Raw genomic sequence first — 24,301 nt, forward strand, 5'->3', positions numbered from 1 at the left:
GGCGAACCCCGGTTCAACTGGTCGGATCCGGCTCCGTGGACCGAACTGGAGCGGGAACTCGGTATCGGATTCCCGGCGGACTTCCGTGAAATTGTGGACGCCCACGGTTCCATCGAGGTCAAACGGGCAGTTGTATCTGACGCACCCCGCCAGTCGTCTTCTGCACAGTCTGGGAGACAACATCAGGGGAGATCTCGAACTCTGGCGCGACGAGGACATGGTCGAGTTCCTGCCGAGTCCGGTGGGATCGAATCCCGGTGAGCTGATACCCGTGGCGTCGGCCACTACGGGGGAAACCGTCTTCCTCCGCATCCCTGATGATCCCTCCTCGCCCTGGCGAGTCGTGGTCCAGGAATCCGGCAGTCCGGCCCGGACCCTCAAGGAGATGAGGTTCAGCGACTGGTTGCTGGACTACCTCAAGGGCAGGGACGTGACGCTGTGTTCCCACAACTTCGCGCCTGACGGCCCGTTTTACGAGTTCCTGCCCTGAAGATGAACACGGTGGGCCGGTCACTCCCCATCCCGCGTGTCTTGGGTGATCGGAGGGCGACCGGCCGACTTCTTCGTGTCATCTGCCGGTAGGGCGGCCGGACAGGGCGAGGGGAGACTCTCTGCCACGTAAAGGATCAAGCGCAGAAGGGGGCCGCACGTGAGCGTGCAGCAGTACGACGAGATCGGCGAGGCATTCGAGGGGTTCAAGTCCCTGCCGCTGATGCGTTACGGGGAGGTGCCGAGCTTCCTGGGCATGGTCGGGGACGTGAGCGGCAAGTCGGTTCTCGACCTGGCCTGCGGCACCGGGTTCTACAGCCGGGAGTTCAAGCGGCGCGGCGCCACGGACGTCTTCGGCGTCGACATCTCCGTCGAGATGATCGCCGCCGCGCGGGAGATCGAGCAGCGTGATCCGCTGGGCGTGGACTACGAGGTCGGTGACGTGATCGAACTGCGGCCCCTTGACCGTCGTTTCGACATCGCGCTGGGCGTGCAGTGCCTCAACTACGCCGAGGACATCGCGGCGATGGAGCGGATGTGCCGCAACATCCACCAAAGCCTGGTGCCGGGTGGCGAGTTCTTCGTGCTCGCCCAGAAGCCCGACTACCAGTTCGACTGTGCGTCCCTGGACCGGTACGGGTTCCGCTGCGAGCCGGCCGGCGAGGAGATCGAGACCGGTCCGCGGGTACGGGTCACAGCCCTCCTGGACCCGCAGCCGATCACCATCGTCAGCTCGGCCCCGCGCCGCGAGGTCTACGAGAAGTGCCTGCGGGCGGCCGGGTTCAGCGCGGTGGAGTGGGTTCCGCTGCAGGTGTCCGAAGCCGGCATCCGTGAGTACGGCGAGGACTTCTGGGCGGACCTCCGCACGAGCCCGCCGCTGGAGATGCTCCGCTGCCGGGCCTGACCTGCTGCGGTCGGCTGCGTTTGGCCGACGGCCCGCCGTGTGTGCAGGCGTCGGCGGGGCGTCGGTGCCGATGGCGTGGGCCGGCGGCTTGGCGTAGACCCTCGTGCCGCGCGCTCTAGGCCCGTACTTCGCAGGTCGCCGAAAAGGTTCTCCGCATCGGCCTCACGGCGTCCGATCTCGACCGGGCCGGACCGAGACGGCCATCGCTGCTGCGGTTCCGACCGGCGAGCGATCAGCTACGACCGCTTGGTCTTCACGATCGGGTGACCTGCGAAGTACGGGTCTAGGGCTCGACGGCGGAGGCGGCCACCACGGACGACAGCAGGCCCGGGAACCGCTCCTCCAGCTCGTCCGCGCGGAGCGTGTTCATCTTCGTCGTACCGACGTAGTACTGCCGGATCACGCCCGCCTCCCGCAGCACGTTGGAGTGGTGCGTCAAGGTCGACGTCGAAACCGGGGTGTCAAAGGTGCCGCAGCTCTTTTCGCCGTCGGCCCGGGCCAGCTGGGACACGATCATCCGCCGCACCGGATCCACCAGCGCCTCCAGAACCTGCTGGAGCGAGACCGCCGCCGGATCGGGGTGCTCCACCGTCCGGGCGGCGGCACGAGGGCGGGCCACGGTGACTCCTTGGGATGACGCGACACGGCCAGGCCATCGTACGACCGCGATCGAATCTTCCCCCGACCGAGTGGCCGGGTGCACGGCTCGGCGCGCGCTCGGGGCGGAGTAGTGCCAGCGTGGCCACATGGAGCACCTGTCAGGGTGGCGGTCACGGAAGGTGAGCGGACGGCGATGGCACGGGCAATCTGGACTGGCGTGATCACGTTCGGGCTGGTGAGCGTGCCCGTCGGCCTTTACACCGCGACCGAGGACCACACCGTCCACTTCCACCAGCTCCAGCGGGGCACCGCGGACCGGATCCGCAACCGGCGCGTCAACGAACGCACCGGCAAGGAAGTCGACACCGACGACATCGTCAAGGGTTTCGAGGTCGACGAGGGTGAGTACGTCATCGTCGAGCCCGACGAACTCGACGAGATCGCGCCCGGCCGCTCCCGGACACTCGACATCAGCGCTTTCGTCGACCTGGCCGAGATCGAGCCGGTCTACTTCGCCCGCACCTACTACCTCGCCCCACGCGGCAAGGAGTACCTGAAGATCTACGAGCTGCTGCGGGCAGCGCTCGCCAAGACCAACAGAGTGGGTATCGCCACCTTCGTCATGCGCAACAGGCAGTATCTGACCGCGCTTCGCGCGGAGGACAAGGTTCTCGTCCTGCAGACCCTGCACTGGGCCGACGAGGTCCGCGACCCGCGCCAGGAGCTGCCCGAACTTCCTTCGGGCCGGGCGGGCAAGGGCAAGGAGATGGACGTCGCCCTTCAGCTCATCGACGCCCTCAGCAGTCCGTGGGACCCGAAGCAGTACCACGACACCTACGCCGACAAGGTCCGCGAGCTCGTCCGCGCGAAGGCGGAGGGCAAGGAAGTCGCGCTGGCCGAGGAGGCACCCGAGGCGACCAACGTCATTGACCTGATGGAAGCCCTTGAGGGCTCTCTGGAGCGAGCGCGCGGCGCAGGAGGCGCCGGGAGGAGGAAGGCCGCCGGCCGCTCATCGGTTTCGAAGAAGGGCCGCGCTGCAAGAGGCGGCGGAAAGCGGGAGTTGGAGGGGCTGAGCAAGGCGGAGCTGTACCAGCGGGCCACCGAGCAAGGCGTGTCCGGCCGCTCCAAGATGAGCCGCGAGCAACTCATCGAGGCTCTCGCCAAGGCCGGGCGCCGGGGGAGGAAGCGCGCCGCCTGAGCGCCATCATGCGGAATGCGCATGCTTCATGAGCTCTGCGGGCTGGAGTTCCCGTCGTGGGTATGAGCCTCGATGATCGAGTCCGGTCCGCGGTGGCCGCGCTCCTGCACGCGACCGGCGAGTCGCAGACGGAGCTCGCTGCCGCCCTCGGAGTGAGCCAGGCGCAGGTGAGCCGCCGTCAGTCCGGTACGGCCGCATGGAGTCTGGCCGACTGCGACGCGGTCGCCGCGCACTACGGCATCGACGTCCTGGAACTCCTCGCGGGTCCCACCCGGGCCTCGGAGGCCCTGCCGGAGGGGCGCCGCCGCGCATCCGGCCGCCCCGTCGCCACGGCACGCGCCGCCGCCGTACAGGACGGGGGAGCACGGTGACGAACTTCGACGCGATCGACGCCCTGCTCGCCGAGGCCAGGAAAGAGGTCCCGCTGCCACCCGCCGAGGAGCGGCGTTCCCTGCGCGAGGGACTGAATGTCTCTCGGCCCCAGTTCGCGCAGGCGCAGGACGTCAGCCCGTCGACGGTCGCGGGCTGGGAGTCCGGACGCGATCCCAGCGGTGAAGTGCGGGAGAAGTACGCCTATTTCCTCAACGGCGCCCGGGACAAGCTGGCCGCGGCCGTGGCCGAGGAGGCTCCCGCGGAGGAGCCCGCGGACGCTCACCAGGAGTCCGGCGACGACGACGTCGTCGTCACCCTGGCCGCGGTCGAGTCCTGTGTCCTGTGCGGGGAGCCGGCCCGCCACCAGGTCGCCGTTTCCCGCAGCACCTGGATCCCGCGGAATGCGGCGCCGCCGAGCCCGCACCGCAGCCCGAGCCCCGTCGGCAGGCCCCCGTCGGCAGGCAGGACAGCCCCCTGCACCCGGCGTCAAGGTCGTGCCCGTCGGCCCTCGTCTGAAGGCCGCCGACGACCTGGACCTGATCGGCTCGGCCGTCGCCGCCGCGCCGGCCGAGCACGCGGGCGACGTGGAGGCGGCGACCCAGGCCCTGCCGTGTACACCGCGAACCCTGGGAAGGCGCAGCTGCTTTGAGTGGGCGTGATGGGGTTACTCGGCGCGGTATGGCGAAGCTGCATCTTCCAGGTCGTAGGGAACACCACGGCTCTGATCAGGGCCCGGCCCATGGAAGGGTGTCGCCCGAGGAAGCGGGCCCGGACCGGCAGGTCGAGGAGGCGGCGCCCGAGTCGCCGACGAAGCTGCCGAGGCGGGCCTGGGGCGCGGTGCTCAAGGGCAGCCTGAAGGAGTTCAAGGACGACGAACTGGCCGACCGGGCCGCGGCGCTGACCTACTACGGCGTGCTGTCCCTGTTCCCGGCGCTGCTGGTGCTGGTGTCCCTGCTGGGCATCGCCGGCAAGTCGGCGACGGACAAGGTGCTCGAGAATCTCCAGGAGCTCACCCCCGGCTCCGCGCGGGACATCATCACCCGCGCCGTGGAGCAGTTGCAGAACAACGCCGGCACCGGATCGGTGATGGCCCTGGTCGGCATCGTGCTGGCGGTGTGGGCGGCCTCCGGCTATGTGGCGGGATTCATCCGTGCCGCGAACGCCGTCTATGACATGCCGGAAGGCCGGCCGGTGTGGAAGATCCTGCCGGTGCGGGTGGCGGTCACCGTGGTGCTGATGGTGATCGCGGTGGCCTGTGCGCTGATCGTGGTCTTCACCGGTGGTCTGGCCAGTCAGGCCGGACAGGCGCTCGGGATCGGGGACACGGCGCTGACGGTGTGGTCGATCGCGAAATGGCCCGTCCTGGTCGTCCTGGTCACGTTCATGATCGCCATCCTGTACTGGGCGACCCCGAACGCCAAGGTCAAGGGCTTCCGGTGGATCACTCCCGGCAGCTTCCTGGCCCTGGTGATCTGGCTGGCCGCCTCGGCCGGCTTCGCGTTCTACGTCACCAACTTCGCCTCGTACAACAAGACTTACGGCACCATGGCCGGCGTCATCGTCTTCCTCGTCTGGCTGTGGATCAGCAATCTCGCGATTCTGCTGGGCCTGGAGTTCGACGCCGAGACCGTGCGCCAGCGCGCCATCGCGGGCGGGCATCCGCCGGACGTCGAGCCCTACACCCAGCCCCGGGACACGAGGAAGTGGGACGAGGAGGACGTGCGCCGCCTGGACGAAGGCTGACCCCGGGGTCGTCCTGGTCGCCGGCGGCGCCCGCAACTACCTGGCCACCAACAACATCACCAGCAACCTCGCCCTCAGGGTCGTCCTCGACGCGTCCTCCACCGGCACGAGGATCCTCTACAGCGCGCAGAGCTCGCAGCTGCGGGCGCACACCAGCGACTACGCACTCGTAGCCACGCCTTGAGCAGCGAGTGACGCAGGGCCGCGGTTCGGCCCCGGACTCGTCCGGGGCCGTTCGCGTGACTGGAGTCAGCCTCCGACCGCCTGCCCGCTCATACGCGGCCGACGGCGACGAGATAGCGGAGGTCGACGTACAGATTGGCCTGCGACGCGGCCTGGAACTCGGTCTGGATCGTCTCGTTGCCGCCGACCCACCACACGTAGCTGGCATCCGGCCGGCCGCGGAAACGCTCGTTGACGGTGATGCGGTTGCCGGGTTCGGTCGCCCCGTCCGAGCCGCCGCTGGCGGTGGAGTCCGACCAGAGCTGCAGCCTGCGGTTGACGACCGAGTGCCATTGCGAGCCCGGCGCGTCCAGCAGTTCATCCACGATGATCGAGATCCAGCCCTGACTGTCCGCTCCACCGAGCGCGGTGGCGAAGTACCAGTCGTAGCGGTAGTCGACCGTGGTCCGGAACTCGAAGTCGCTGAAGGCCGGCAGGCGGAACGGCCCGCCCATTTCCGCGGTGCCGCCGGCGGCGCCGGTCGTGAAGTAGATCCCCAGCCCGACATGGGCTTCACCGCTGTCCAGGTTCACCGTCGACGTGTGGCCGGGCGTTGCGGTGCCCCGCCGCCATGGCCACGGTCGCGCGAACAGCTGAAGGTCGGCCGCCTCCGCGTCGGACGGAGGCGCGTACTCCGGCGCGCGCCGCATCGTCGCGCGCACCTTGTCCTGCCACGCGGAGACCGCCTCGGCGTCCGACGAATCGGCCCGCACCGATGTTGCCGCCTCGATGAGCGCCGCGTTGAGGTGCGCGCGATCGTCCCTTTTCTTGATCTCCCGCTCGAACTCCGCGGTCCTGGCATCGGTCAGCGCCGCCAGCGAATCGCCGGGGATTTTCACCTCGTTGGAATGGCCGGACGCGGCCTCGTACATGGTCATGGAATTCCCCCCTGCTCGATCAGAAACCGCGCACAGCGGTCTCTCCTCGCGGTCCCACCGTAGGGCGCCGGGTGCGCCGACGGGAGGGTCTGGGCAGCTATCGACCGGGTCTCGCCGGAGGTGGTGACGGAGGAGGCTGGAGGCGTCTGGTGAGCATGATCGTTCTGGGCCGAGGGGCCACCGGGAGCAGCCCCTGTCTCAGGTCGCCGTTGCGGTGTGTCATGCGACTGGGACCTCCTCCAGCGGCCGGGCGGACTCATGTGACCGTTTGGGCAGCAACAGCGGCGTGGCGAGCAGGAGAACGCCCGACATGGTGATCGCGGCGAGCGGGCTGGTGAGTGTGGCGAGCATGCCCCAGATCACCATCAGGGCAGCTTGCAGAAGTCTGCTGATGGCGCTCCATGTACTGAGGACTTGGGCGGTGTGATCCGCGGGAGTCCGGCGCAGGCGTTCTGTCGCGTAGATGGGGTTGAAGATGCCCATGCAGGTGATCAGCAGGCCCTCGACGATGATCACGGTGAGGAGTCCTGGGATGCCGGGGCGGACGAACATGAGCCCCAGTGGGAAGAGTGATCGAAGCCAGCCGGAGACGATCATGACCCGTTGCCGGCCGTAGCGGGTCACGAGGCGCCCGGAGAGGTGGGCGCCCACGAAGCCGCCAAGTGCCGGGATGCCGAAGGCGAGGCCGAACTGCCAGGCCGGGAAGTGGTACTGGCCCAGCAGGAGGACGGACAGGAGCGGGACGGTGGCCATGATCAGCCCGCTGACGAGGATCGAGTTGAGGAACAGGCGTCGCAGTACGCGGTCGCGGAAGATGCACCGCCAGCCGGCGAGCAGGTCGGCCGCGCGCAACCTGGTGGCCCGGTCGCGGGGTGCTGCGACGTCGCCTCCGCGGATACGGAGGATCCCGAGCGCTGACAACAGGAAGCTCAGGGCGTCGGCCACGACCGTGATGACCGGGCCGAGCAACCCGGTGAGTGCTCCACCGAGGGGCGGGCCCGCCGCGGTCGCCACCCAGCTCGTGCCCTCGAATCTGCCGTTCGCCACGAGGAGGTGGTCACCGCGGACGAGGTACTTCAGATACGCGCCCGACGCCGCGGTGAAGGCGATGCTCGCCGTCCCGGAGATGACCGAGACGACGAGCAGTTGGCCGTAGGAGAGCAAGCCGAGGACGTGCGCGATCGGGACACTCGCCATCGCGGCGAACCGGATCAGGTCCATCGCGATCATCACCGGACGCTTGGCCCGGTGCTCGACCCACGGCCCGAGCGAGAACGCAAGCACCGCCGCGACGGCAGGCCCGGCCGCCCCCAGCAGTGACACGGCGAATGCCGACGAGTGCAGCACGCGCACTGCGATCAGCGGGAACGCGCCGAAGGCAATCCACGTACCGCATGTACTGACGGCGTAGGCCGACCACAGCCAGCCGAAACCGCGCCCCAATCGCACGCCCATGACTCCCTCGCGACAACCGATGTTCGGGTCTTCGCATCACACCGGCCGAAGCATCACGAGATCAAACAACCGACTCCCGGACGAGCCACAACCATCGGTTGTGCACGCTTATGCTGGCTCAATGGATACGGAGGCCGTACGATCGTTCGTCCGCGCGGCCGGGCTCGGACAGCTGCGACACGCGGCCGACGAGCTCGGCGTGACGCAACAAGCCGTGTCGAAGCGGATCGCGGCCCTGGAGCGCGAACTCGACGTCCGGTTGTTCACCCGCACCGCCCGAGGAGTCGAGCTGACCCTCGACGGCCAGGCCTTCCTTCCCCACGCCCGGAACATCGTCGCGGGAGTCGATCGCGCCATCACCGCGATCAGACCGGGCTCGCGGGGCCTTCGGATCGACGTTCTCGGCCTGCGCTCCGCACAGGCCGTCGTCCTGCACGAGTACTGGCGGTCGCATCCCGAAACCGACCTCGACGTGGTGACCCTCAGGGTCAATGACCCGCGCCTGGCGGTCACCGCCGTCCAGGCGGGCGACATCGACGCCTCGTTCCGCTCGGTCACCGACCGGGCCGCACTGCCGAGCGAGGTGGAAATGATCCACGCGTTCGACTCGCCGCTGGAACTCCTCGTCGGCCCGAGGCACCCGCTCGCCGCCGCACGAACACTGACACCGCCCCAGCTGCGCGGGCACCGGATCTGGGTGCCGGGTATCGCGCCGCTGAGCGAATGGGCGGAGTTCTACGACCAACTCGCCACCGCCTTCGACCTCCGCGTCGACACGGCAGGACCCAACTTCGGCAACGAGGTACTCCTCGACATCCTCGCGGACTCCGCGGACGTGGCCACCCTCGTGGGCTCACGCGACCGGTACATCTGGCCGACCAACCACGACCTGCGCCGCATCCCGATCGTGAATCCGACGCTCGCCTACCCGCTCTCGCTCATCTTCCTCCGAGCCAATCCACACCCGGGACTGCGGGCGATCATCAACCACTTCAGAAGCCTGACACCGCTTCCCGAGCCGGCCTGGCTCCCGTCATGGGCCACAACGGCACGCCGATCTCGGCCCGTTGGTGGTACGAGAGCAGCCGAGTGAGCAGGCTGGCCGGCGAATCCGCGAGACGCGGACCGTGCCCGTCCGGATGGTCAAGGGGTGATCGCTGTCCGGTCAGGCTCTACGCCGCGGGATCGGACGGGACGAGCACGCATGGATCCTGGCCGGATCGGCCAACGACCGCGCCCCGGAGGTCCGTGAGGCCGTGGCCGCGGCACTCGGCCGGCTAGGAGCGTGTCTCAGTAATGGGCAACCCGCCTGCGGTTCGTGATCATTGGTGCGGGATGATCTCGGTATGCGTGGTGGCGATGGACTGTTCGAGGTCGAGCCGGTCGAGAAGAAGCGGCCGATGGGTCCTGCGGCGGTGGACAAGACGTTCCGGGCGTTCGATCCGCATCAGGTCCTGTTGCTGCCGCCGTCGCTGGATGACTGGCTGCCCGAGGACCACCTGGCCCGGTTTGTCGCCGACCTGGTCGATGAGGTGCTCAAATTCCCTGATCGCCTCATCCGGCACAGGGACTTCAAGCTGTTTGCCGAACCGGTGAGCACCCCGCCGGAGCTTCAGTCGGCGTGTTTCAGCATTGCCTCGCCGCTCCACCCTGGCGCGCAATGAGCCGCTGAGGTATCGGGTGCCCGGTCTCAGGAGAACGGGTCGAGGGTGACGTACGCCTGACGGGGGCTGCCGTCGTGGACGAGGGACTCATGGCGTCCCACATCGTCGAACGCGAACCCGTACGCCTTACCGTCCGCCATCCGCTCATGGATGATCCGCGAGTAGTGGTTGGTCACGGCATCCTTGTAGAAGCCGGCCGCCGAGGGGTCGGGCTGGTTGGGGTTGGTCAGCAGGGTGGAGCGGTTGAATCCGGCGCACAGGGTGCGTGAGATCGGGCCACGCACCAGGTCGTTGGGGGCGTCCAGGAGCCGGTGGCAGCCGAAGACGCTGGGCGCGTCGGGCTTCTGGAAGCTGGTGACGACCGCCCCGGCGGAGTTGGTGAAGTTCATGACGCCGCCCGAGACCCGCCCGTAGTACTTGGTGCCCGGTTGGTCGGCGAACGGGGTGACCGTGAGGGTGGTCGTGGCGTACTTCTGCCAGACGCGATTGATGTAGTCGTCCAGGACATTCGCCGGGAGCGCCCCGGTCTCCAGACCGTAGGTGGGGGAGAGTGCCCGGAGCACGGTGCCGTCCGAACGGGTCTGGATCAGCGAGCCCCATCCGCCGGGCTGGGCGCGCAGCGCGGCGAACACCCCGTTGTATCCACCGGACTTGAGCCGCCCGGTGCTGACCACACTGCCGTCGCCGCGCTGGACGCCGACCGAGTAGGGCGCGGAGAACATGTCCACCTGGGTGCTGTTGATCCAGAGTCCGTCGTTGTTGAGCGTGAACTCGGACCAGTTGAAGAGGATGTTGCGGTTCGGGTCGGACGGGTTCTGCACGGCCGGCTGCACCAGGCCGCCGGTGGCCAGCTTGAACACGAGCTTCTGTCCGTAGGAGAAGTAGATACGGCCGCCCGCGAGCTTCGGGATGGTGATCGTCTTGGACTGGCCGTTGGCGGGGCCCGGTATGGACGCGTCGGGCGCGGGGATCGGCGGGACACCGCCGGCCGGCCACGGGTGGAAGGTGCCGCTCGCGTCGGCCCAGCCGAGCTGACCGGTCGTCAGGGAGGTGCCCAGGACGTAGACATGGACGGCATCGCCGCGCCCGGAGTTGTTGGTGACCTTGAGGGGGATGGTCGCGGGCACCGCCGCGTCGGCCGTCGACGGTCCCGTGACCGACAGCACGGCGCCGAGCAGTGCGGCCGCGGCGGCGAGCGCCGGCAGGCGGCGTTTGAGGGTTCTGAACATGCTTCGTCTCCCTGCGGGTGATCGGGTGGGGGAGGTTGGTCCGGACCACTTTGAGAGCGCTCTCAGCGTCGCGCGCGGACCGGTTCATGTCAACGAGAGCGACACGGGGACGTGTTCGCGGCTGGGTCGAGGGGGCGGGGTCCGGGCTCCGCGGCCGCCGGAGAGCTGTTCGAGAATGTGAACCAAATTCCGCTAGCAGTCTTGCCAGCCTGTCGGCCGCCCCCTATCGTCTGCCGTCAGAAAGCGCTTTCCCGCAGTGTTGGGACCACTTCGGGAGAGTCGACCGACCGTCGCGGTGGGCCGCCGCGGCGTGTGCAACGAGCCGCCCCACCCTTCCGGTTCTGCCGGCTTCGCTCCATGCCGCGCTGAATTCCGCACCGTCGACAGCCTGTTCGCGTCCCGCGTCCCCCAGGCGGTGCGGACCCGTACGGGCGCACATGGCACGCGAGGACGCGCCGCACCTCAGACGCGCCGCACCTCAGACGCGCCGCACCTCATAAGAACCACGCGAACTCAGGAGACGAGAATGAGAAGACACGTCGCACTGCGACTGTCCGCGGGAACAGCCGCGCTGGCCCTGGCGACCGCGGCCGGTGTGGCCCTGTCGATGCCCGAGGCATCGGCGGCGACCGGCGGCGCCACCGGGTACGCGACTCAGAACGGCGGAACCACCGGCGGAGCCGGCGGGCAGACGGTCCGGGCCACCACGGGTACCGCGATCCACGCGGCTCTGTGCGGCCGGGCCAGCAGCAGCACGCCGATCATCATCGAGGTCGAGGGAACCATCAACCACGGCAACACCGCGAAGGTTTCGGGAGAGAGCTGCAACACGGCCGACGGTGTGATCGAGCTCAAGCAGATCAGCAACGTCACGATCGTCGGCGTCGGCAGCGGAGCCGTCTTCGATCAACTGGGCATCCACATCCGTGAATCCAGCAACATCATCATCCAGAACGTGACGGTCCGGAACGTCAAGAAGTCGGGCTCGCCCACATCCAACGGTGGCGACGCCATCGGCATGGAGAGCGGCGTCCGCAACGTCTGGGTCGATCACACCACCCTGGAGGCGTCGGGCGGCGAGTCGGAAGGCTACGACGGCCTCTTCGACATGAAGGACGACACGAAGTACGTGACGCTGTCCTACAGCATCCTGCGCAACTCCGGCCGCGGCGGCCTCATCGGTTCCAGCGAGAGCGACCTGAGCAACGGGTACGTCACCTTCCACCACAACCTGTACGAGAACATCGACTCCCGCGCACCCCTGCTGCGCGGCGGCACGGCCCACGCCTACAACAACTACTACGTGCGCCTGAACGAGTCCGGCATCAACTCCCGCGCCGGGGCCAAGGCCAAGGTGGACAACAACTACTTCGAGGACTCGAAGGACGTCCTCGGCACCTTCTACACCGACCAACTCGGCTACTGGCAGGTGAGCGGCAACATCTTCGACAACGTCACCTGGTCCAGTGCCGGCACCGAGAACCACCCCGCGGGCCCGAACCCGCAGTCCAACACCACGGTGAGCATCCCCTACGCCTACACGCTCGACGCGGCCGCATGCGTGCCCGATGTCGTGAGCCGAACCGCGGGCGCCGGCACCGGCCTTCAGGTGTCGGACGGCAACTGCACGGCACAGACACCGACACCGACCCCGACCACGACACCCACGCCGACTCCCACCCCCACCCCCACTCCCACGCCGACCCCGACCCAGCCCAGTGGCACCAACCTCAGTATCGGGGCAGGCTCCGACGGCTCCAGCAAGGCCGACGGCACGAGCTACGGCAACGTCCGCGACGGCAACATGAGCACGTACTGGTCACCGACCGCCTCGACCGGATCCGTCTCCATCAAGTGGGGCTCCGCCACCACGGTCTCCCGCGTCAACATCCGCGAGGCCGCCGGCTCCGTGGGCACCATCGGTTCCTGGCGGCTCCTCAACGCCGACACGGGAACCGTCCTGACCTCCGGCACCGGCGCTGGCGCCATCACCTTCCCGCAGACCTCACTGAGCAAGATCACCTTCGAGATCACCGGTTCGACCGGTACACCGAAGGTGGCGGAGTTCGAAACATACAGCTCGTAACCGCTTCGTACGCCACCACCGGCGCCGAGGCCTGCGAGCCTCCGGCGCCGGTACGGGCGCAGCCTCTTGGCGATCAGTGACGCCCCGGTTTCACTGCGCGCATGGTGACGGGGTTCTGCACCGCGCTCGGCGCGCTGCTCGGGATGGTGTTCGTGCAACGGCGGTCGCGGCGGGCAGGGGACCGAGCCAAGGCCGGGCAGGCAGTCCTCTTGTCGGTCGGGGCCGTCGTCGGCGAAGTACGCCAACGCGTCGTCGCCGAGGGCCCCCAGCATCCGCAGCGCGGACAGGGCACGGGCCCGGACCGCGGCCAGCGAGTGACGGGTGAGAGAGTGCAGCGGGACGGCCTCCTCGGGACACCGTTGCTCGGCCAGGCCGATGACCGCCGCCGGCACGACGGCGGCCGGATCGGCGCACAGCGCCTGGTAATGCGCGCGGGGATCGTCGCCCGTCGCGCGCATTTCCCGGCACACCGCCGCGCGGACGGCGGCCGACGGGTCGGCCAGCCCGGAGTCCGTACGTGTTCATGCAGCGGACTCCAGCGGCGTAGCCCGCCTCACCCACCAGCCATTTTCTCAGGACCGCCTGCGCGGTCGCTGCTTCCCTTGTCAGCCCGGTGAGCACGCCGGTATAACGTGGCAAAGGCCACGTGAAGGGATTGCTGTGCGGGTCAGCCTCAAGGACGTTGCCGCGCACGCCGGGGTCTCCATCAAGACCGTCTCCAACGTGGTGAACAACTATCAGCACGTCGCACCAGCCATGCGCGAGCGCGTCCAGCGGTCGATCGACGTGCTCGGCTACCGGCCCAATCTCGCCGCCCGGCATCTGCGCAAAGGGCGCACGGGCATCATCGCCCTGGCCCTGCCCGAACTGGGCAATCCCTACTTCGCCGAACTCGCGGCCGCCGTGGTCGATGCCGCCGCCGCACACGACTACATCGTGCTGCTGGACCACACGGGCGGCCGTCGAGAGCAGGAGGTCCTGGTCAGCCAGGGCTTCCGGGCGAGGGTCATCGACGGGCTCATCCTCAGCCCCATCGAGCTGGAGGCCGAGGACCTGCGTGACCAGGCGGAAAACGTCCCTCTGGTGCTGCTCGGCGAACGGGACTACGACCTGCCGTACGACCACATCGCCATCGACAACGTGGCCGCGGCCCGTACTGCGGTGCGTCACCTCGTCGACCTGGGGCGGCGGGAGGTGGCGTTCATCGGTGCGCGGCGGGGTCGCAGTGAACCCGCCCAACTGCGTGTACGGGGCTGGCGCGAGGAGCTTTCGGCCGCCGGACTGCCGGCCGATGACGGACTGGTCGCCGCCACCGACGGATGGGGCCACGCGGACGGCGCGGCGGCCATGGCGCGCATCCTGGATGCCGGCCGTTGTCCGGACGCGGTCTTCGCCTACAACGACCCGATGGCCATCGGCGCGATGCGGGTCCTTCATGAACGCGGGCTGCGGGTGCCCGATGACATCGCGCTCGTCGGCTTCGACGACGTGGTCGAGGGGCGGTTCGGCGCGGTGACGCTCACCTCCGTCTCCCCGGACAAGGAAGCCATCGGCCGGCTCGCGGTCGAGTCGGTGCTGGCGCGGCTGGGCGGCGGTGCGCTGCCCGAGGCGCGCCGCGTGTGGGCGGACTACCACTTGGTGCAGCGGGAGAGCACGCTGGGGCGGGCGACGCCGGGGGAGGGCGGTCAGGGCTGATCGGGGCGGCGGCCCATCTGTGCCGTTGAGGGGCCCGGTGACCGGGCCCCTCTCGGCCCACCCCTTACCTACGGAGGCGGGTGGACGTCCCCAGACCTGTGCGCAGTCGACGACGCTCGGCGCGCTGCCGGTCAGGGCTTCTCGTCGGCGTAGAGGCCGCCCACCTCCTCAGCGGTGAGCGCCTTGTCGAAGGCGTGGACCTCGTCGATCGCGCCGTTCCAGAAGTCGACGTTCGTGCCGTCCCAGTGGGCCCGGCCCACGGTCAGCGGGCCGGTGCTCGGATAGGCGGCGCCGCCGGTGGTCGTCGCCGCGAGCGTGCCGTCGAGGTAGAGCCGGATCTGGTTGCTCGTGGCGTCCCGGACGCCGACGAGGTGGTACCAGCGGCCCATCTCCACGGTGGTGGCCACCTGGGCGCGGCGCTCTCCGGGCGTGCTGAAGGCGAAGGTGCCGTGTCCGTACTGGAGATAGAAGGAGTTGGCCGTGGCGCGGGAGTCCTGGCTGACCGCGGTGGCGTAGTTGCCGGGGAGCTGGTCGAGCCGGACCCAGGCCGCCACCGAGTAGCTGCCCGTGGTGTCGAGCACCGGTCCGGCCGTCTCGGCGTACTGCTGTTGGCCGTCGAATCTCAGCGCGCTGCCGCTGACGCCGGAGGTCCAGGAGGCGCCTTCGCGCAGCGTGAGGGGCCGGCTGTTGGGGCCCTGGTCGTTGGCGGTCGTGCCGGAGTTCTCGTCCAGATTCCAGTGGCCGCCGCCCGTCAGCGGCTGCCGTGAGCCAGCGGCGGCGCCGGCGGCGATCACCTTGCGGTTGATCTCCCGTACCCGGGCCGGGTCCACCTTGATCTCGCGACGGTCGTATGTGTAGAGGCCGTTGAGCTCGTTCTCCAGGTCGGTGATCTGTGTGTACACCGATCCGGACAGCTCCGCTCCGGCTTGGGCGAGATAGAACTCCTCGGTGTTCTCGACGTACTTGCGGGTCAGCTCCTCCTTGGTGGTGACCCCGCTGTAGATCACCGTCGGGGCGCCGGGCCATATGTGCCCCGGGGTGCGCAGGGTGAAGCCGCCGTGCTCGCCGTCCATGGCGGCCCGTTGCTCGTCGGGGAAGGCGGGGTCGGTGTTGTTGTAGTCGTGGTGGTCGATGATGTCGCCCTTGCCCGAATCACCCTTGGAGTTGCAGCAGTTGACACCGCTGTGGGTGTTGACGACGCGGGACGGGTCGGCGGCCTTCACGGACTCGGCGATGCGGCCGGTCTCCTCACGGCTCCACTCGCCCCAGCCCTCGTTGAAGACGATCCAGCCGATCACGGAGGGTGAGTTGTGGTGCTGCCGCATCATCTCCCGGCCCTGGTCGACGAAGGCCTTCTGGCCCGTGTCGTTGGTGATGTTCCCGGAGACGAAGTCCTGCCAGACCAGCAGGCCGAGCTTGTCGGCGTGGTAGAACCAGCGGGCGGGCTCCACCTTGATGTGCTTGCGGACGGCGTTGAAGCCGAGCTTCTTGTGCGCCTTCAGGTCGAAGGCGAGGGCTTCGTCGCTGGGCGCGGTGTACAGACCGTCGGGCCAGAAGCCCTGGTCCAGGGTGGCGAGGGAGAAGACCGGCTTGCCGTTGAGGACGAGCTTGTTGAAGCCGCCCACCTTCTCGACGCCGACCTCGCGCATGCCGAAGTAGCTGCCGATCCTGTCGGTGGACCTGCCGTCGGTGAGCTTGACGTCGAGGTCGTAGAGGTAGGGGTCGTCCGGGCTCCACAGACGCTGCCTGGCCACGGGCAGGGTGAGCTGCTCGTTGGCCGGTCCGCTGACCCGTCCGACAACGTTGCCGCGGGCGTCGCGGGCCACGGCTTCGACTCGGGCGGCGGGGGAGGCGTCATCGGAGTCGACCGTCACGGCGAGGGTGCCGGTGTCGATGTCGGGGGTGGTGACGAGGTCGTCGATCGACGAGGGGGCGACGGGCTCCATCCACACGGTCTGCCAGATACCGGAGGTCTGTGTGTAGAAGATGCCGCTGGGGTTCGTCGACTGCTTGCCCATGGGCTGGTTCGCGCCGCCGGTGTCGGTGACCGCGACGACGATCTCCTGTGGGCCGGTGGGCTTGAGCGCGTCGGTGATGTCGGCGCTGAAGGCGGTGTAGCCGCCTGTGTGTTCGGCGACCTTCGTGCCGTTGACGTACACGCGGGCCCGGTAGTCCACGGCGCCGAAGTGGAGTTTCAGCCGGTTGGCCTCGCTGCCCCCGCCGACCTTCCAGTCCTTGGGGACCTCGACCAGCCTGCGGTAGAACATGTGGTCCTCGTGCCGCTCAAGGCCCGACAGTTGGGACTCGACCGGGAACGGCACAGTGATCTTCTCGTCGAGGCTCTTGCCGAAGACCGGCTCCTCGCCCTCCTTGGCGGCGCTGAACTGCCAAGGCCCGTTGAGGTTCTTCCAGGCGGAGCGCACCAGCTGTGGGCGAGGGTACTCCGGCAGCGGACGCTGCTTGTCGAGCCCGTCACCCCACCGGGTGGTGAGGCGGTGGGTGGAGGCGTTCTCGGCGTAACGGATGACCCTCGGCACGCTCTCGCCGCCGGCCGTCAGACCGCCCTCTCCGTCGTAGGCGACCTTGACCAGCTGGTTCTTCTGAATCGGCTCGGAGAGCGTGACCAGCAGGGACGAAGGGTCACCAGGGTAGGCCGTGACCGACCCGATGGGCATCGCGGTGGTGTCCCCCTCGATCTTGAGGTGGTCCTTGACCGCCTGGAGCATGCCGACCCGGCCGTCGAAGCGCAGGCGCAGCCGCTTGCCGTCCGCGGCGACGGAGGGCTCCACCGGGTACACCTCGAAGTCGGCCGGTGGGGTGAATGCCGACATGGGCACCAGTTGCTTGGACAGTGTCGGTGTCGACCAGCGCAGATACATGTTGGCTCCGCCGGTGTCCTGGAACATCTCCAGGCGGAAGTCGTGCCGCTCACCCGCGGTCAGCCGCACGGGGGCGCTCGTCTGCTCCCTGTCCCAGTCGCCCACCCAGTGGTCGATGACGGGTTCGCCGTCGATGTAGAGCCGGAAGCCGTTGTCGCCGATGGCGTGGAAGGTGTAGTCACCGGTGGCGGGCGCCGTTATCTGTCCCGTCCACCGTGCGGTGGTGTGTTCCGTCTGTCCCGTCAACTCCTGGAAGGTGCTGGTCAGTCCGGAGAAGTTGATCTGAGGGTCGAGGAGGGTGCCGCCCAGTTCGGCGAAGTCGCGGGCGCCGGGCGCGGACATCTTGAAATACTCGCCCTTCAGACCGCGTGTCTGGACGTCGGCCTGCGCCGCCGCGGGCACCGACGAGCCGCTCGGCTGCACGGCGGCCGTCGCGGTGGGCATCAGCCCCAGCAGGGGCAGGATCAGGGCGGCCACGGCGAGCAGCGCCGACAATCTGGCTCTCGGGCGGGTGCGGTGTTGTGTCATCGAACCCTTTCCTCGTGCAGAGGCCGTGACCTGACGGAGTCGTCGGCGTCGGCCTTTCAACGTTGGAAATCGTGTGACAGCGGTATGACAGCACGGCCCCCAGAGGCTGTCCAGACCTCGCGTGCCCCTGTGTTGACCCACCGACACGAGACACCGCGCCAGTCGCCCTGAACCAGGCGGCTCGGCTGGGAGGGCGGGCGTCACCCCGAGTCAGCCCTCTGATCGGACCGCCGCGGTGACTCCCGCCGCACCCCTGCGGCCGGCAGCCGAGGGCACTCAATAGCCGTGCCCTATACGCTTGTTCGTCACCTCGCCGGCTCGTGCGGGTGGCTCAGGCGGTCATGGCAGTGTCCATTTCTGGTTGGGTCCGGTGTGGCAGGTCCACAGGTGGACGGGGCCTTTCGCGTCAGATCTCTTGGCTTTTCCTTGATCAGGACAAGGTGTGGCCACGTCCCCAGCGTCAGGAGTGAGCGAGGAACTCGGCGAACGCCGTGCTGCTGCGGGCCATCCGGTACTTCCAGACGGCCGGGTCACTGCCGGCGATGTCGCTCCACAGGCGGGCGGTGGCCGTGGCGAAGGCGCACTTGGAGACCAGGTCCGCACCCTTCCACGAGGGGAAGGTGTGGGCGACGGCGTCCGCCTGCCTGGGGGAGTGCCCCGCGGCGATCAGCCGTAGGGCGAGGAGCGCCGGATCGATCCACGCGGCCCCTCGGGTCGGCCACGCCCAGTCGACCAGGTGCGCCCGCTCACCGACCAGAACGTTGTCCGGGGCCAGATCCGTGTGCAGCAGCGTGTCACCGGCGAAGCGGTGCGCGCTGCCGGCCGGGGCGCACAAGGCCCAGCGCTGCTGCGCCGACAGCGTGGAGGTGCCTTCGGGAACGGTGAGGCACTGCACCTCGTTCAGGGCCTCCCGCACCGGGCGCAGGTCGGGCGAGCCCGGCCGGTAGTCGGCGTGGCGGCCGGCCAGGAACGAGTAGCCCAGAAGCGCCCATGCCTTGGCCTCGACCCGCCAGATCAGCCGCGGGCACGCCTCCGGCAGGTGGGGATTGATGTGTGCCTCCCGCCCGAGAGCGGAGGCCAGCGGATGGCCCTCGTGGATGCCCTTGACGAACACCTTTCCTTTCTCCGTTTCGAGACAGGCGGCGACACCTGAACTGCCGCCCCCTCTCACCGTGCGTGCGGTATGGATCGCTCCCGTCTGTTCCCGCACCGCCAGTTGAACGGCCAGCGGAAGCGAGAAGAAGGGGCGTCGAGCGATGGCCATGAGCGGATTTCCTGTGTTCCTGATTCGCCGGACATGTGGCCTGCCCACACCTGCGGGCAGGCCACACGGGACAGACGGCGAGCGCGGGAGAACCCTCCCGGCCACCGACCTCACACTGAACTGAACTCAGATCTTGGAACTCCGCTGTGCATGAGCCCCTTTCCTCGTCTGGTGCTTGGACGCGATCTGACCGACGAGTTCCCAGAAGCACACCAGGGCGGTGATGGGCGGAATTCCGAGCGTCACGAACGCCAGCAGCGAGCGCGACGAATGACTGACACACAAGGCCACCGCCATGGCCGAGGTCACCAGGAGAACACCCCACGAACGGGTCGCGGGCTGACGCTGGACCGTCGCCCGCAGAATCGACAGGGCCGCGACGAACCACGGGCCGTACACCGTGAGCGGCCACCACTGCGCCAGCTGCTCGGGCAGTACGAGCTGGGCGATCGTGGTGAGTTGGCCGTAGGTGTAGGTGATGGACCAGCCCAGCAGGCACGCCGCGCACACCGCGATAGCGGCGAACAGGACCGTCACCTGGGTGATGGGATGACCGCCGATGCGGAAGGGGGGTTTGCGCTGCATGCGCCGCCGGTCGCTTCTGCGCAGTGGTTCGTCCGCGGGGGCGGAAGACGGTGTCGGGCGCGATGCCGTGGGCAGCGTCCGGGCCAGTTCCTCCTCCAGATCCCTGCGCCTCAGCGTGGCGTCCGGCACCGCGCTGTCCCAGGACTGCTGGGCGGGGATCGGGACGCTGTCGTACGGGTCACGCGTGTCGTGCTCTGATCTCAGCGGGTACTGCGGGGTGTAGAAGTGTGCCCTGTCGTTGTACCTGTCCACCGGGTGGAAGCCCTCCGTGCCCTCGTTCACGTTGTTCCGTCTTGCGCACGGGACCCGGACGCCTGCGCCGACCCAGAGCCTTCGCTGCCATGCCCCTCATGGGCTCGCCAGTATTCAGTTCTCATATCCCTGATCACGTTCAGAAAATCATCCAAGTTGGTTTGAGCAGGTCCCGCCGTCGGTCAAGTTCGCGTGTATCACCGATCGCGGAAGAATCCTTTCTCCGAACTTCTCTGTCGCGTTCACGTCCGCATAACGAACGCAATCGGGAAGGGGGTTGTCCGGCAAACGGGTGATCAAACCCCACGAAAGAGCTAGCACCGATGCTGCACTCAAACGCTTGACCGGTACGAGTACGGCTACGCCCTGCTGAGCTGAGTCAAGAACGCCACGACGGTGTGGGACGGCCCTGCGGGTCTGATGCGCACGTGGCGGGGGTGGGGCTGCGATCAACCCCAGCTCCGCCAACGCCAGCGAGGGCTTCACGCCCCCCACGAACAGTCCCTTGCCGGACTCCCGCTTGAGCTGCTGAACGGGGCCGTCCCCAGCTCCGCCAACGCCAGCGGGCCGCGCACGAGCTCCGCGGCGCTTCCTCCATCAGTCCGTACGTCACCCGGCCAAAGAAGAGGGCATCGGCCTGGGCGAGTTTCTCGACCGCGTGACGATGCAAATCTTCGTCGGCGGGGATGACGCGATGATCGCAGCACCCGTCCAAGGTGACGTTGATTGAACACCGAAGGGGTCGCTTGGCGTAAGAGGTCCCAGCTACGCCACTGGCCAGTTGAGCTCGGTACGCAGGTCCCGCGGGTCCATGTCCGGGGAGGGCCGTGTGACGTAGAACTCCCACCTGTCCTCTCCGGCCGATAGTCCCTGCGCCCGCATCCAGGAATGCAGGCGTTCCCAGGAGGACCCGAGACCGTCGAACGAGCCGCGGTGCGTCAGCCGTGCGACCCGTCCTCCCGGCAGCGAACCGACCGCGACCCCGGCCTCCGGCCGTACCGCCCGGTCCGTCACGAAACCGACCTCCAGGTCCAGGGTCTCTCCCGGCGACCCGTGGCAGAGCCCGAAGGCGGGACTCAACAAGGTGATGCCCTGCTCATCGATGATCCGGGCCAGAGCGCCGAAGGACGCATCGAAGAAGTTCAGCAATTCGGCCATCGGAACGACACCACGGACAACCGCTGTCGTCGCAGGGTCCAGATTCACCAATTCCGGCTCCGGAGCAAGGGCTTCGCTGTCAGATCCGCGACTGTTCATGCTGCACTCCCATCCACGTTCCAGAGCTACTCAGGACATAGACCCGACGCACCCCGAGAAATCATCGACTCAACACGGCCCGTGTGGCGTACGGCCACGCCAGGGAGGGCAAGACTTTCGCGGTGAAGAAATGCCCGCTTGGCACGACTTGGGCTCCACGGAGATCGGAGGACTGGCCATGGCCGATCCGCTCAACGCCGACCGGCTGGTTGCCGCACTGCGCTCCGAGGGCTGCGCCGTCCGCGAGGTCAGCGGCTGGCGCACGAACAACCGTAACCACAAGGGCCCTTGGGGCCCCGTGAACGGCGTGATTATCCACCACACCGTCACCGGACCCGGGACCGACGTCGTCAGCCTCATCTACGACGGCCACAGCGCGCTGCCCGGTCCGTTGGCCACCGGCTGCATCACCAAGGACGGCACGGTCCACCTCACGGGCAACGGCCGCGCCAACCACGCCGGCGGCGGAGACCCTGACGTGCTCGCCGCCGTCATCAACGAGTCGTACGGCAACCACCCGCCGCCCACCAACGAGCACGACGGCAGCGACGGCTCGGTGGACGGCAACGCACGCTTCTACGGCTGGGAGTGCGAGAACAAGGGCGACGGCAGGGACCCGTGGCCGCTGGTCCAGTACCTCGCCATGGTCAAGGCCACCGCCGGGATCTGCCGTGCGCACGGCTGGAGCGCGAAGAGCGCCATCGGCCACCTGGAATGGTCGGACTGGAAGATCGACCCTCGCGGCTTCGACATGAAGGACTTCCGCAGCGACCTCGCCGCATGCCTGGACCTCCCGGCCGGCGTGTGGGAAGGAGACGACGACCCCATGCCCCAGTACGTCAACCTCGGCCTGGCGCAACCGTACGAGCTGGCGCCCGGCGCCTGGGACTCGATCGAGCTCACCGCTGAGTGGACCGACGAGCCCGGCGACCACGCCGCAGGCGGCAGCGTCTTCGTCCGCGGCCCGGCCCGCTTCACCGGGTCCGTGAGCCTGCGACTCGACGGCCTGCCCGACAGATGCGTGGTCCAGGCGCGGATGTCGGAGTTCGAGGGGACCGAGCACCGCACGGACCACCCCATCGACGAAATCGTCGGCACTGGCGGTGACACCTTCGCGGTCGTGCCCCTCACGAAGCGACTGGCATCGGGCCGGAGCATGCGAGTACGCCTCCTCAACCAGGCTGACGTGCCCATCACCGTCACCAGCGCGGTCCTCACGGTGCTCGTATGGGAAGAAGCCTGAGCCGGCCGGAATTCAGGTGCCCCGCCCCGGAGAACGCCGTACGGTAGGCCTCGTTCAGGTGCGCAGGCAGCGGCTGCTTCGCCTCTCAAGCGGGTAACGCGGGTTTGAATCCCGCCGTCGGCCACGGCCGATGTCGTCCAGCGGCCCAGGACGCCTACAGTGCGCCGCCGCCGATGTCGATCTCTGAACACCTACGGCACCAGCCGCCCGCCACGGGGGAACCAGGCGGGCGGCACCGTGCTGTTGCTCGCCGGACCCACGCCACACCACCCGTCGGCCAAGCCTGGCCGCTTGTGCATGCTGACCACGGCAGAGAGGTGGTTGCCGTCGAGTGAGGAGACGAGAAGGCGTGGATGTGTACGAGGCGGTGGACAGTCGCCGGGCTGTGCGGGCCTTCAGCGATGAGCCGGTGTCCAAGGAGGGGCACGTGTATGTCGTGACCGGCGAGCCCTTGGCCGAACTGAAGAGACGTGCGACGGCCAGGGCCCTCGCGGGGGACCCGGCGGATGGGCGGGAGTATCCGATGTACCCGGTCGGACTGGGCCCGCCGTGTCTGGACCGCTTCTCCGCCGCGGCGGCGAAACCGTGAGCTTCATCGGAGCGTGACGCCCGGAGCAGCCTTCGGTGTGAGAACGGTTCCGCTCAGTAGACGGACAGCCCATGGACAGCGAGGACTTCCTGGATGGGCTGGCAGTAAGTCGTCCCGCCGGTCGTGCAGTTGCCGGAACCGCCGGAGAGGACGCCGATGACCTTGTCGCCCGCGTAGAGGGGGCCGCCGCTGTCGCCGGGCTCGGCGCAGATGTTGGTCCGGATGAGGCCGTACACGATCTCGCCGCCGCCGTAGTTGACGGTCGCGTTGAGCGCGGTGACCACGCCGCAGCGGACACCGGTGGTCGCGCCCCGGCGGCAGACGCTCTGGCCGACGTAGGCGGTGGCAGTGCCGGTGACGTCGACGGTCCCGATGGTGCCGGGGTGCGGCACGGCCGTATTGGCGTAGCGGACCACGCCGAAGTCGTCGCCCGGGAAGCTGCTGCTGGTGGTCGGGCCGATCGCGGTGGTCTGGGCGGAAGTGGTGTACCAGGTGGACGTGGTGTCCGTGCAGTGCCCGGCGGTGACGAAGTAGTACGTGCTTCCGCTGCGCACGTTGACCCCAGCCGAGCAGCGCAGGCCGGCGGCGTAGACGCCGTCGCCGCCCGAGAGGAGGGTGCGGAGCCGGCCGTCCTGCCGTTCGAGGGTCATGCCTCCGGCGGAATGCGCGGCCACCTGTCGGAGTCGGGCGAGGTCGGCGTCCGTCACCGAGGAGTCGGCATGGACCCGCAGGGTCCCCGTGCGCTGGTCGACGGCCCAGGCTGTCCCGGCGATTCCCAGGGTCTCGACGGCCGTGGCGGCCTCTGTCGCGCGGGTCGTCACCGCCTCGGCCGCGGCGGCCGAGCCCGTTCCGGGCAGGGCGAGGACGGCTGCGACGAGCAGGCTCAGTGCGCCGGCGGTCGACCGGAAACGTCCCCTGGTGGTACGGCGTGCTCTCATAGCCCACAACTCCCCGATGGCCGTGGATGGTTGGCCGCGTGCCGGACCCGGGTGCGGTGACGCCGGTGTGAAGCAGCGCCCATTGTGCCGGGCCGCTGCGGGCGGGGGGTAGGTCGGCTTCAGGTCGTGCGCCTGTGCAGGATCACGTTCGGCTACGAGGCCCAGCGCACCCCGGCCGCCGACGAGGCCGACGCCTGAGCCGCCCGCGCCAGCGAGCGGCGCGGCGCCGGC

20 protein-coding genes and 2 pseudogenes are annotated in these 24,301 nt (G+C 68.7%); 13 read left to right on the top strand and 9 right to left on the bottom strand.

Features of this window, described 5'->3' with window-relative positions:
* Window positions 1–130 precede the first annotated feature (130 nt).
* Both RMT89_RS04720 and RMT89_RS04725 read left to right on the top strand, forming a co-directional pair.
* On the top strand, window positions 131–490 hold the full coding sequence (locus RMT89_RS04720) for an SMI1/KNR4 family protein (RefSeq protein ID WP_315882628.1): 360 nt from the start codon (window positions 131–133) through the stop codon (window positions 488–490).
* Between the two features lie 159 nt (window positions 491–649).
* Window positions 650–1,393 carry a class I SAM-dependent methyltransferase gene (locus tag RMT89_RS04725; protein ID WP_315882629.1) on the top strand — a complete coding sequence of 248 codons (744 nt, stop codon included), beginning with the start codon at window positions 650–652 and terminating at the stop codon, window positions 1,391–1,393.
* 283 nt (window positions 1,394–1,676) lie between these two features.
* Here the strand turns inward: RMT89_RS04725 and RMT89_RS04730 are convergent, their stop codons facing one another.
* Window positions 1,677–2,012, bottom strand: coding sequence for a helix-turn-helix domain-containing protein (locus RMT89_RS04730; RefSeq protein WP_315882630.1), 336 nt, complete (start codon window positions 2,010–2,012; stop codon window positions 1,677–1,679).
* A gap of 174 nt (window positions 2,013–2,186) precedes the next feature.
* On the opposite strand from RMT89_RS04730, the gene RMT89_RS04735 reads away from it, so the two are divergent.
* From RMT89_RS04735 to RMT89_RS04755, 5 genes are all read left to right on the top strand, one after another.
* Entirely contained in the window at window positions 2,187–3,191 is a 1,005-nt protein-coding gene (locus tag RMT89_RS04735; RefSeq protein ID WP_315882631.1) for a Ku protein, read from the top strand.
* 62 nt (window positions 3,192–3,253) lie between these two features.
* Window positions 3,254–3,562: a helix-turn-helix transcriptional regulator gene (locus tag RMT89_RS04740; protein WP_315882632.1), complete on the top strand. Its 309-nt coding sequence runs from the start codon at window positions 3,254–3,256 to the stop codon at window positions 3,560–3,562.
* Window positions 3,559–4,212, top strand: coding sequence for a hypothetical protein (locus RMT89_RS04745; RefSeq protein WP_315882633.1), 654 nt, complete (start codon window positions 3,559–3,561; stop codon window positions 4,210–4,212). The genes RMT89_RS04740 and RMT89_RS04745 overlap by 4 nt, the downstream gene beginning before the upstream one ends.
* 29 nt (window positions 4,213–4,241) lie before the next feature.
* Window positions 4,242–5,306 (top strand): YihY/virulence factor BrkB family protein, encoded by a 1,065-nt coding sequence (locus RMT89_RS04750; RefSeq protein WP_315882634.1) that lies wholly within the window; start codon window positions 4,242–4,244, stop codon window positions 5,304–5,306.
* 40 nt (window positions 5,307–5,346) lie between these two features.
* Complete coding sequence (locus RMT89_RS04755; RefSeq protein WP_315882700.1) at window positions 5,347–5,490, top strand: hypothetical protein; 144 nt, start codon at window positions 5,347–5,349, stop codon at window positions 5,488–5,490.
* A gap of 88 nt (window positions 5,491–5,578) precedes the next feature.
* On the opposite strand, the gene RMT89_RS04760 is transcribed toward RMT89_RS04755, so the two are convergent.
* Together RMT89_RS04760 and RMT89_RS04765 are read right to left on the bottom strand one after the other, a co-directional pair.
* A complete protein-coding gene (locus tag RMT89_RS04760; protein ID WP_315882635.1) occupies window positions 5,579–6,406 on the bottom strand; it encodes a hypothetical protein in 828 nt (275 codons plus the stop codon).
* 219 nt (window positions 6,407–6,625) lie between these two features.
* A complete protein-coding gene (locus RMT89_RS04765) occupies window positions 6,626–7,861 on the bottom strand; it encodes an MFS transporter (protein ID WP_315882636.1) in 1,236 nt (411 codons plus the stop codon).
* 121 nt (window positions 7,862–7,982) lie between these two features.
* On the opposite strand from RMT89_RS04765, the gene RMT89_RS04770 reads away from it, so the two are divergent.
* Both RMT89_RS04770 and RMT89_RS04775 read left to right on the top strand, forming a co-directional pair.
* Entirely contained in the window at window positions 7,983–8,954 is a 972-nt protein-coding gene (locus RMT89_RS04770) for a LysR family transcriptional regulator (protein WP_315882637.1), read from the top strand.
* 271 nt (window positions 8,955–9,225) lie between these two features.
* Window positions 9,226–9,399: pseudogene (locus tag RMT89_RS04775) on the top strand (IS1182 family transposase); the annotation flags it as partial.
* Window positions 9,400–9,551: 152 nt separating this feature from the next.
* Here RMT89_RS04775 and RMT89_RS04780 read toward each other — a convergent pair.
* Window positions 9,552–10,754 (bottom strand): glycoside hydrolase family 64 protein, encoded by a 1,203-nt coding sequence (locus RMT89_RS04780; protein WP_315882638.1) that lies wholly within the window; start codon window positions 10,752–10,754, stop codon window positions 9,552–9,554.
* A 526-nt stretch (window positions 10,755–11,280) separates the two neighbouring features.
* On the opposite strand from RMT89_RS04780, the gene RMT89_RS04785 reads away from it, so the two are divergent.
* Window positions 11,281–12,840, top strand: coding sequence for a pectate lyase (locus tag RMT89_RS04785; protein WP_315882639.1), 1,560 nt, complete (start codon window positions 11,281–11,283; stop codon window positions 12,838–12,840).
* Window positions 12,841–13,500: 660 nt separating this feature from the next.
* Complete coding sequence (locus RMT89_RS04790) at window positions 13,501–14,535, top strand: LacI family DNA-binding transcriptional regulator (RefSeq protein WP_315882640.1); 1,035 nt, start codon at window positions 13,501–13,503, stop codon at window positions 14,533–14,535.
* Between the two features lie 131 nt (window positions 14,536–14,666).
* Here the strand turns inward: RMT89_RS04790 and RMT89_RS04795 are convergent, their stop codons facing one another.
* The 4 genes from RMT89_RS04795 to RMT89_RS04810 form a co-directional block, all read right to left on the bottom strand.
* Entirely contained in the window at window positions 14,667–17,942 is a 3,276-nt protein-coding gene (locus tag RMT89_RS04795) for a LamG-like jellyroll fold domain-containing protein (RefSeq protein WP_315882641.1), read from the bottom strand.
* A gap of 460 nt (window positions 17,943–18,402) precedes the next feature.
* Window positions 18,403–19,206: an aminoglycoside phosphotransferase gene (locus RMT89_RS04800; protein WP_315882642.1), complete on the bottom strand. Its 804-nt coding sequence runs from the start codon at window positions 19,204–19,206 to the stop codon at window positions 18,403–18,405.
* Between the two features lie 126 nt (window positions 19,207–19,332).
* Window positions 19,333–20,073: a DUF2637 domain-containing protein gene (locus RMT89_RS04805; protein WP_315882643.1), complete on the bottom strand. Its 741-nt coding sequence runs from the start codon at window positions 20,071–20,073 to the stop codon at window positions 19,333–19,335.
* A 735-nt stretch (window positions 20,074–20,808) separates the two neighbouring features.
* Window positions 20,809–21,300: a GyrI-like domain-containing protein gene (locus RMT89_RS04810; RefSeq protein WP_315882644.1), complete on the bottom strand. Its 492-nt coding sequence runs from the start codon at window positions 21,298–21,300 to the stop codon at window positions 20,809–20,811.
* 130 nt (window positions 21,301–21,430) lie between these two features.
* Here RMT89_RS04810 and RMT89_RS04815 point away from each other — a divergent pair, with 130 nt between their 5' ends.
* Window positions 21,431–22,543 (top strand): N-acetylmuramoyl-L-alanine amidase, encoded by a 1,113-nt coding sequence (locus tag RMT89_RS04815; RefSeq protein ID WP_399497590.1) that lies wholly within the window; start codon window positions 21,431–21,433, stop codon window positions 22,541–22,543.
* Window positions 22,544–22,892: 349 nt separating this feature from the next.
* A pseudogene (locus tag RMT89_RS04820) lies at window positions 22,893–23,126 on the top strand (nitroreductase); the annotation flags it as partial.
* A gap of 59 nt (window positions 23,127–23,185) precedes the next feature.
* On the opposite strand, the gene RMT89_RS04825 reads toward RMT89_RS04820, so the two are convergent.
* A complete protein-coding gene (locus RMT89_RS04825; RefSeq protein ID WP_315882645.1) occupies window positions 23,186–24,070 on the bottom strand; it encodes a S1 family peptidase in 885 nt (294 codons plus the stop codon).
* Window positions 24,071–24,301: the final 231 nt, after the last annotated feature.

This window comes from Streptomyces sp. P17 (assembly GCF_032436805.1).
GTDB lineage: Bacteria > Actinomycetota > Actinomycetes > Streptomycetales > Streptomycetaceae > Streptomyces.

Bases quoted from the DNA above. Each gene is read 5' to 3' on its own strand.
- RMT89_RS04735 (WP_315882631.1), top strand. From the start codon at position 2,187: ATGGCACGGGCAATCTGGACTGGCGTGATCACGTTCGGGCTGGTGAGC.
- RMT89_RS04740 (WP_315882632.1), top strand. From the start codon at position 3,254: ATGAGCCTCGATGATCGAGTCCGGTCCGCGGTGGCCGCGCTCCTGCAC.
- RMT89_RS04750 (WP_315882634.1), top strand. From the start codon at position 4,242: ATGGCGAAGCTGCATCTTCCAGGTCGTAGGGAACACCACGGCTCTGAT.
- RMT89_RS04760 (WP_315882635.1), bottom strand. From the start codon at position 6,406: ATGACCATGTACGAGGCCGCGTCCGGCCATTCCAACGAGGTGAAAATC.
- RMT89_RS04765 (WP_315882636.1), bottom strand. From the start codon at position 7,861: ATGGGCGTGCGATTGGGGCGCGGTTTCGGCTGGCTGTGGTCGGCCTAC.
- RMT89_RS04770 (WP_315882637.1), top strand. From the start codon at position 7,983: ATGGATACGGAGGCCGTACGATCGTTCGTCCGCGCGGCCGGGCTCGGA.
- RMT89_RS04780 (WP_315882638.1), bottom strand. From the start codon at position 10,754: ATGTTCAGAACCCTCAAACGCCGCCTGCCGGCGCTCGCCGCCGCGGCC.
- RMT89_RS04785 (WP_315882639.1), top strand. From the start codon at position 11,281: ATGAGAAGACACGTCGCACTGCGACTGTCCGCGGGAACAGCCGCGCTG.
- RMT89_RS04795 (WP_315882641.1), bottom strand. From the start codon at position 17,942: ATGACACAACACCGCACCCGCCCGAGAGCCAGATTGTCGGCGCTGCTC.
- RMT89_RS04800 (WP_315882642.1), bottom strand. From the start codon at position 19,206: ATGGCCATCGCTCGACGCCCCTTCTTCTCGCTTCCGCTGGCCGTTCAA.
- RMT89_RS04810 (WP_315882644.1), bottom strand. From the start codon at position 21,300: ATGAACAGTCGCGGATCTGACAGCGAAGCCCTTGCTCCGGAGCCGGAA.
- RMT89_RS04815 (WP_399497590.1), top strand. From the start codon at position 21,431: ATGCCCGCTTGGCACGACTTGGGCTCCACGGAGATCGGAGGACTGGCC.
- RMT89_RS04825 (WP_315882645.1), bottom strand. From the start codon at position 24,070: ATGAGAGCACGCCGTACCACCAGGGGACGTTTCCGGTCGACCGCCGGC.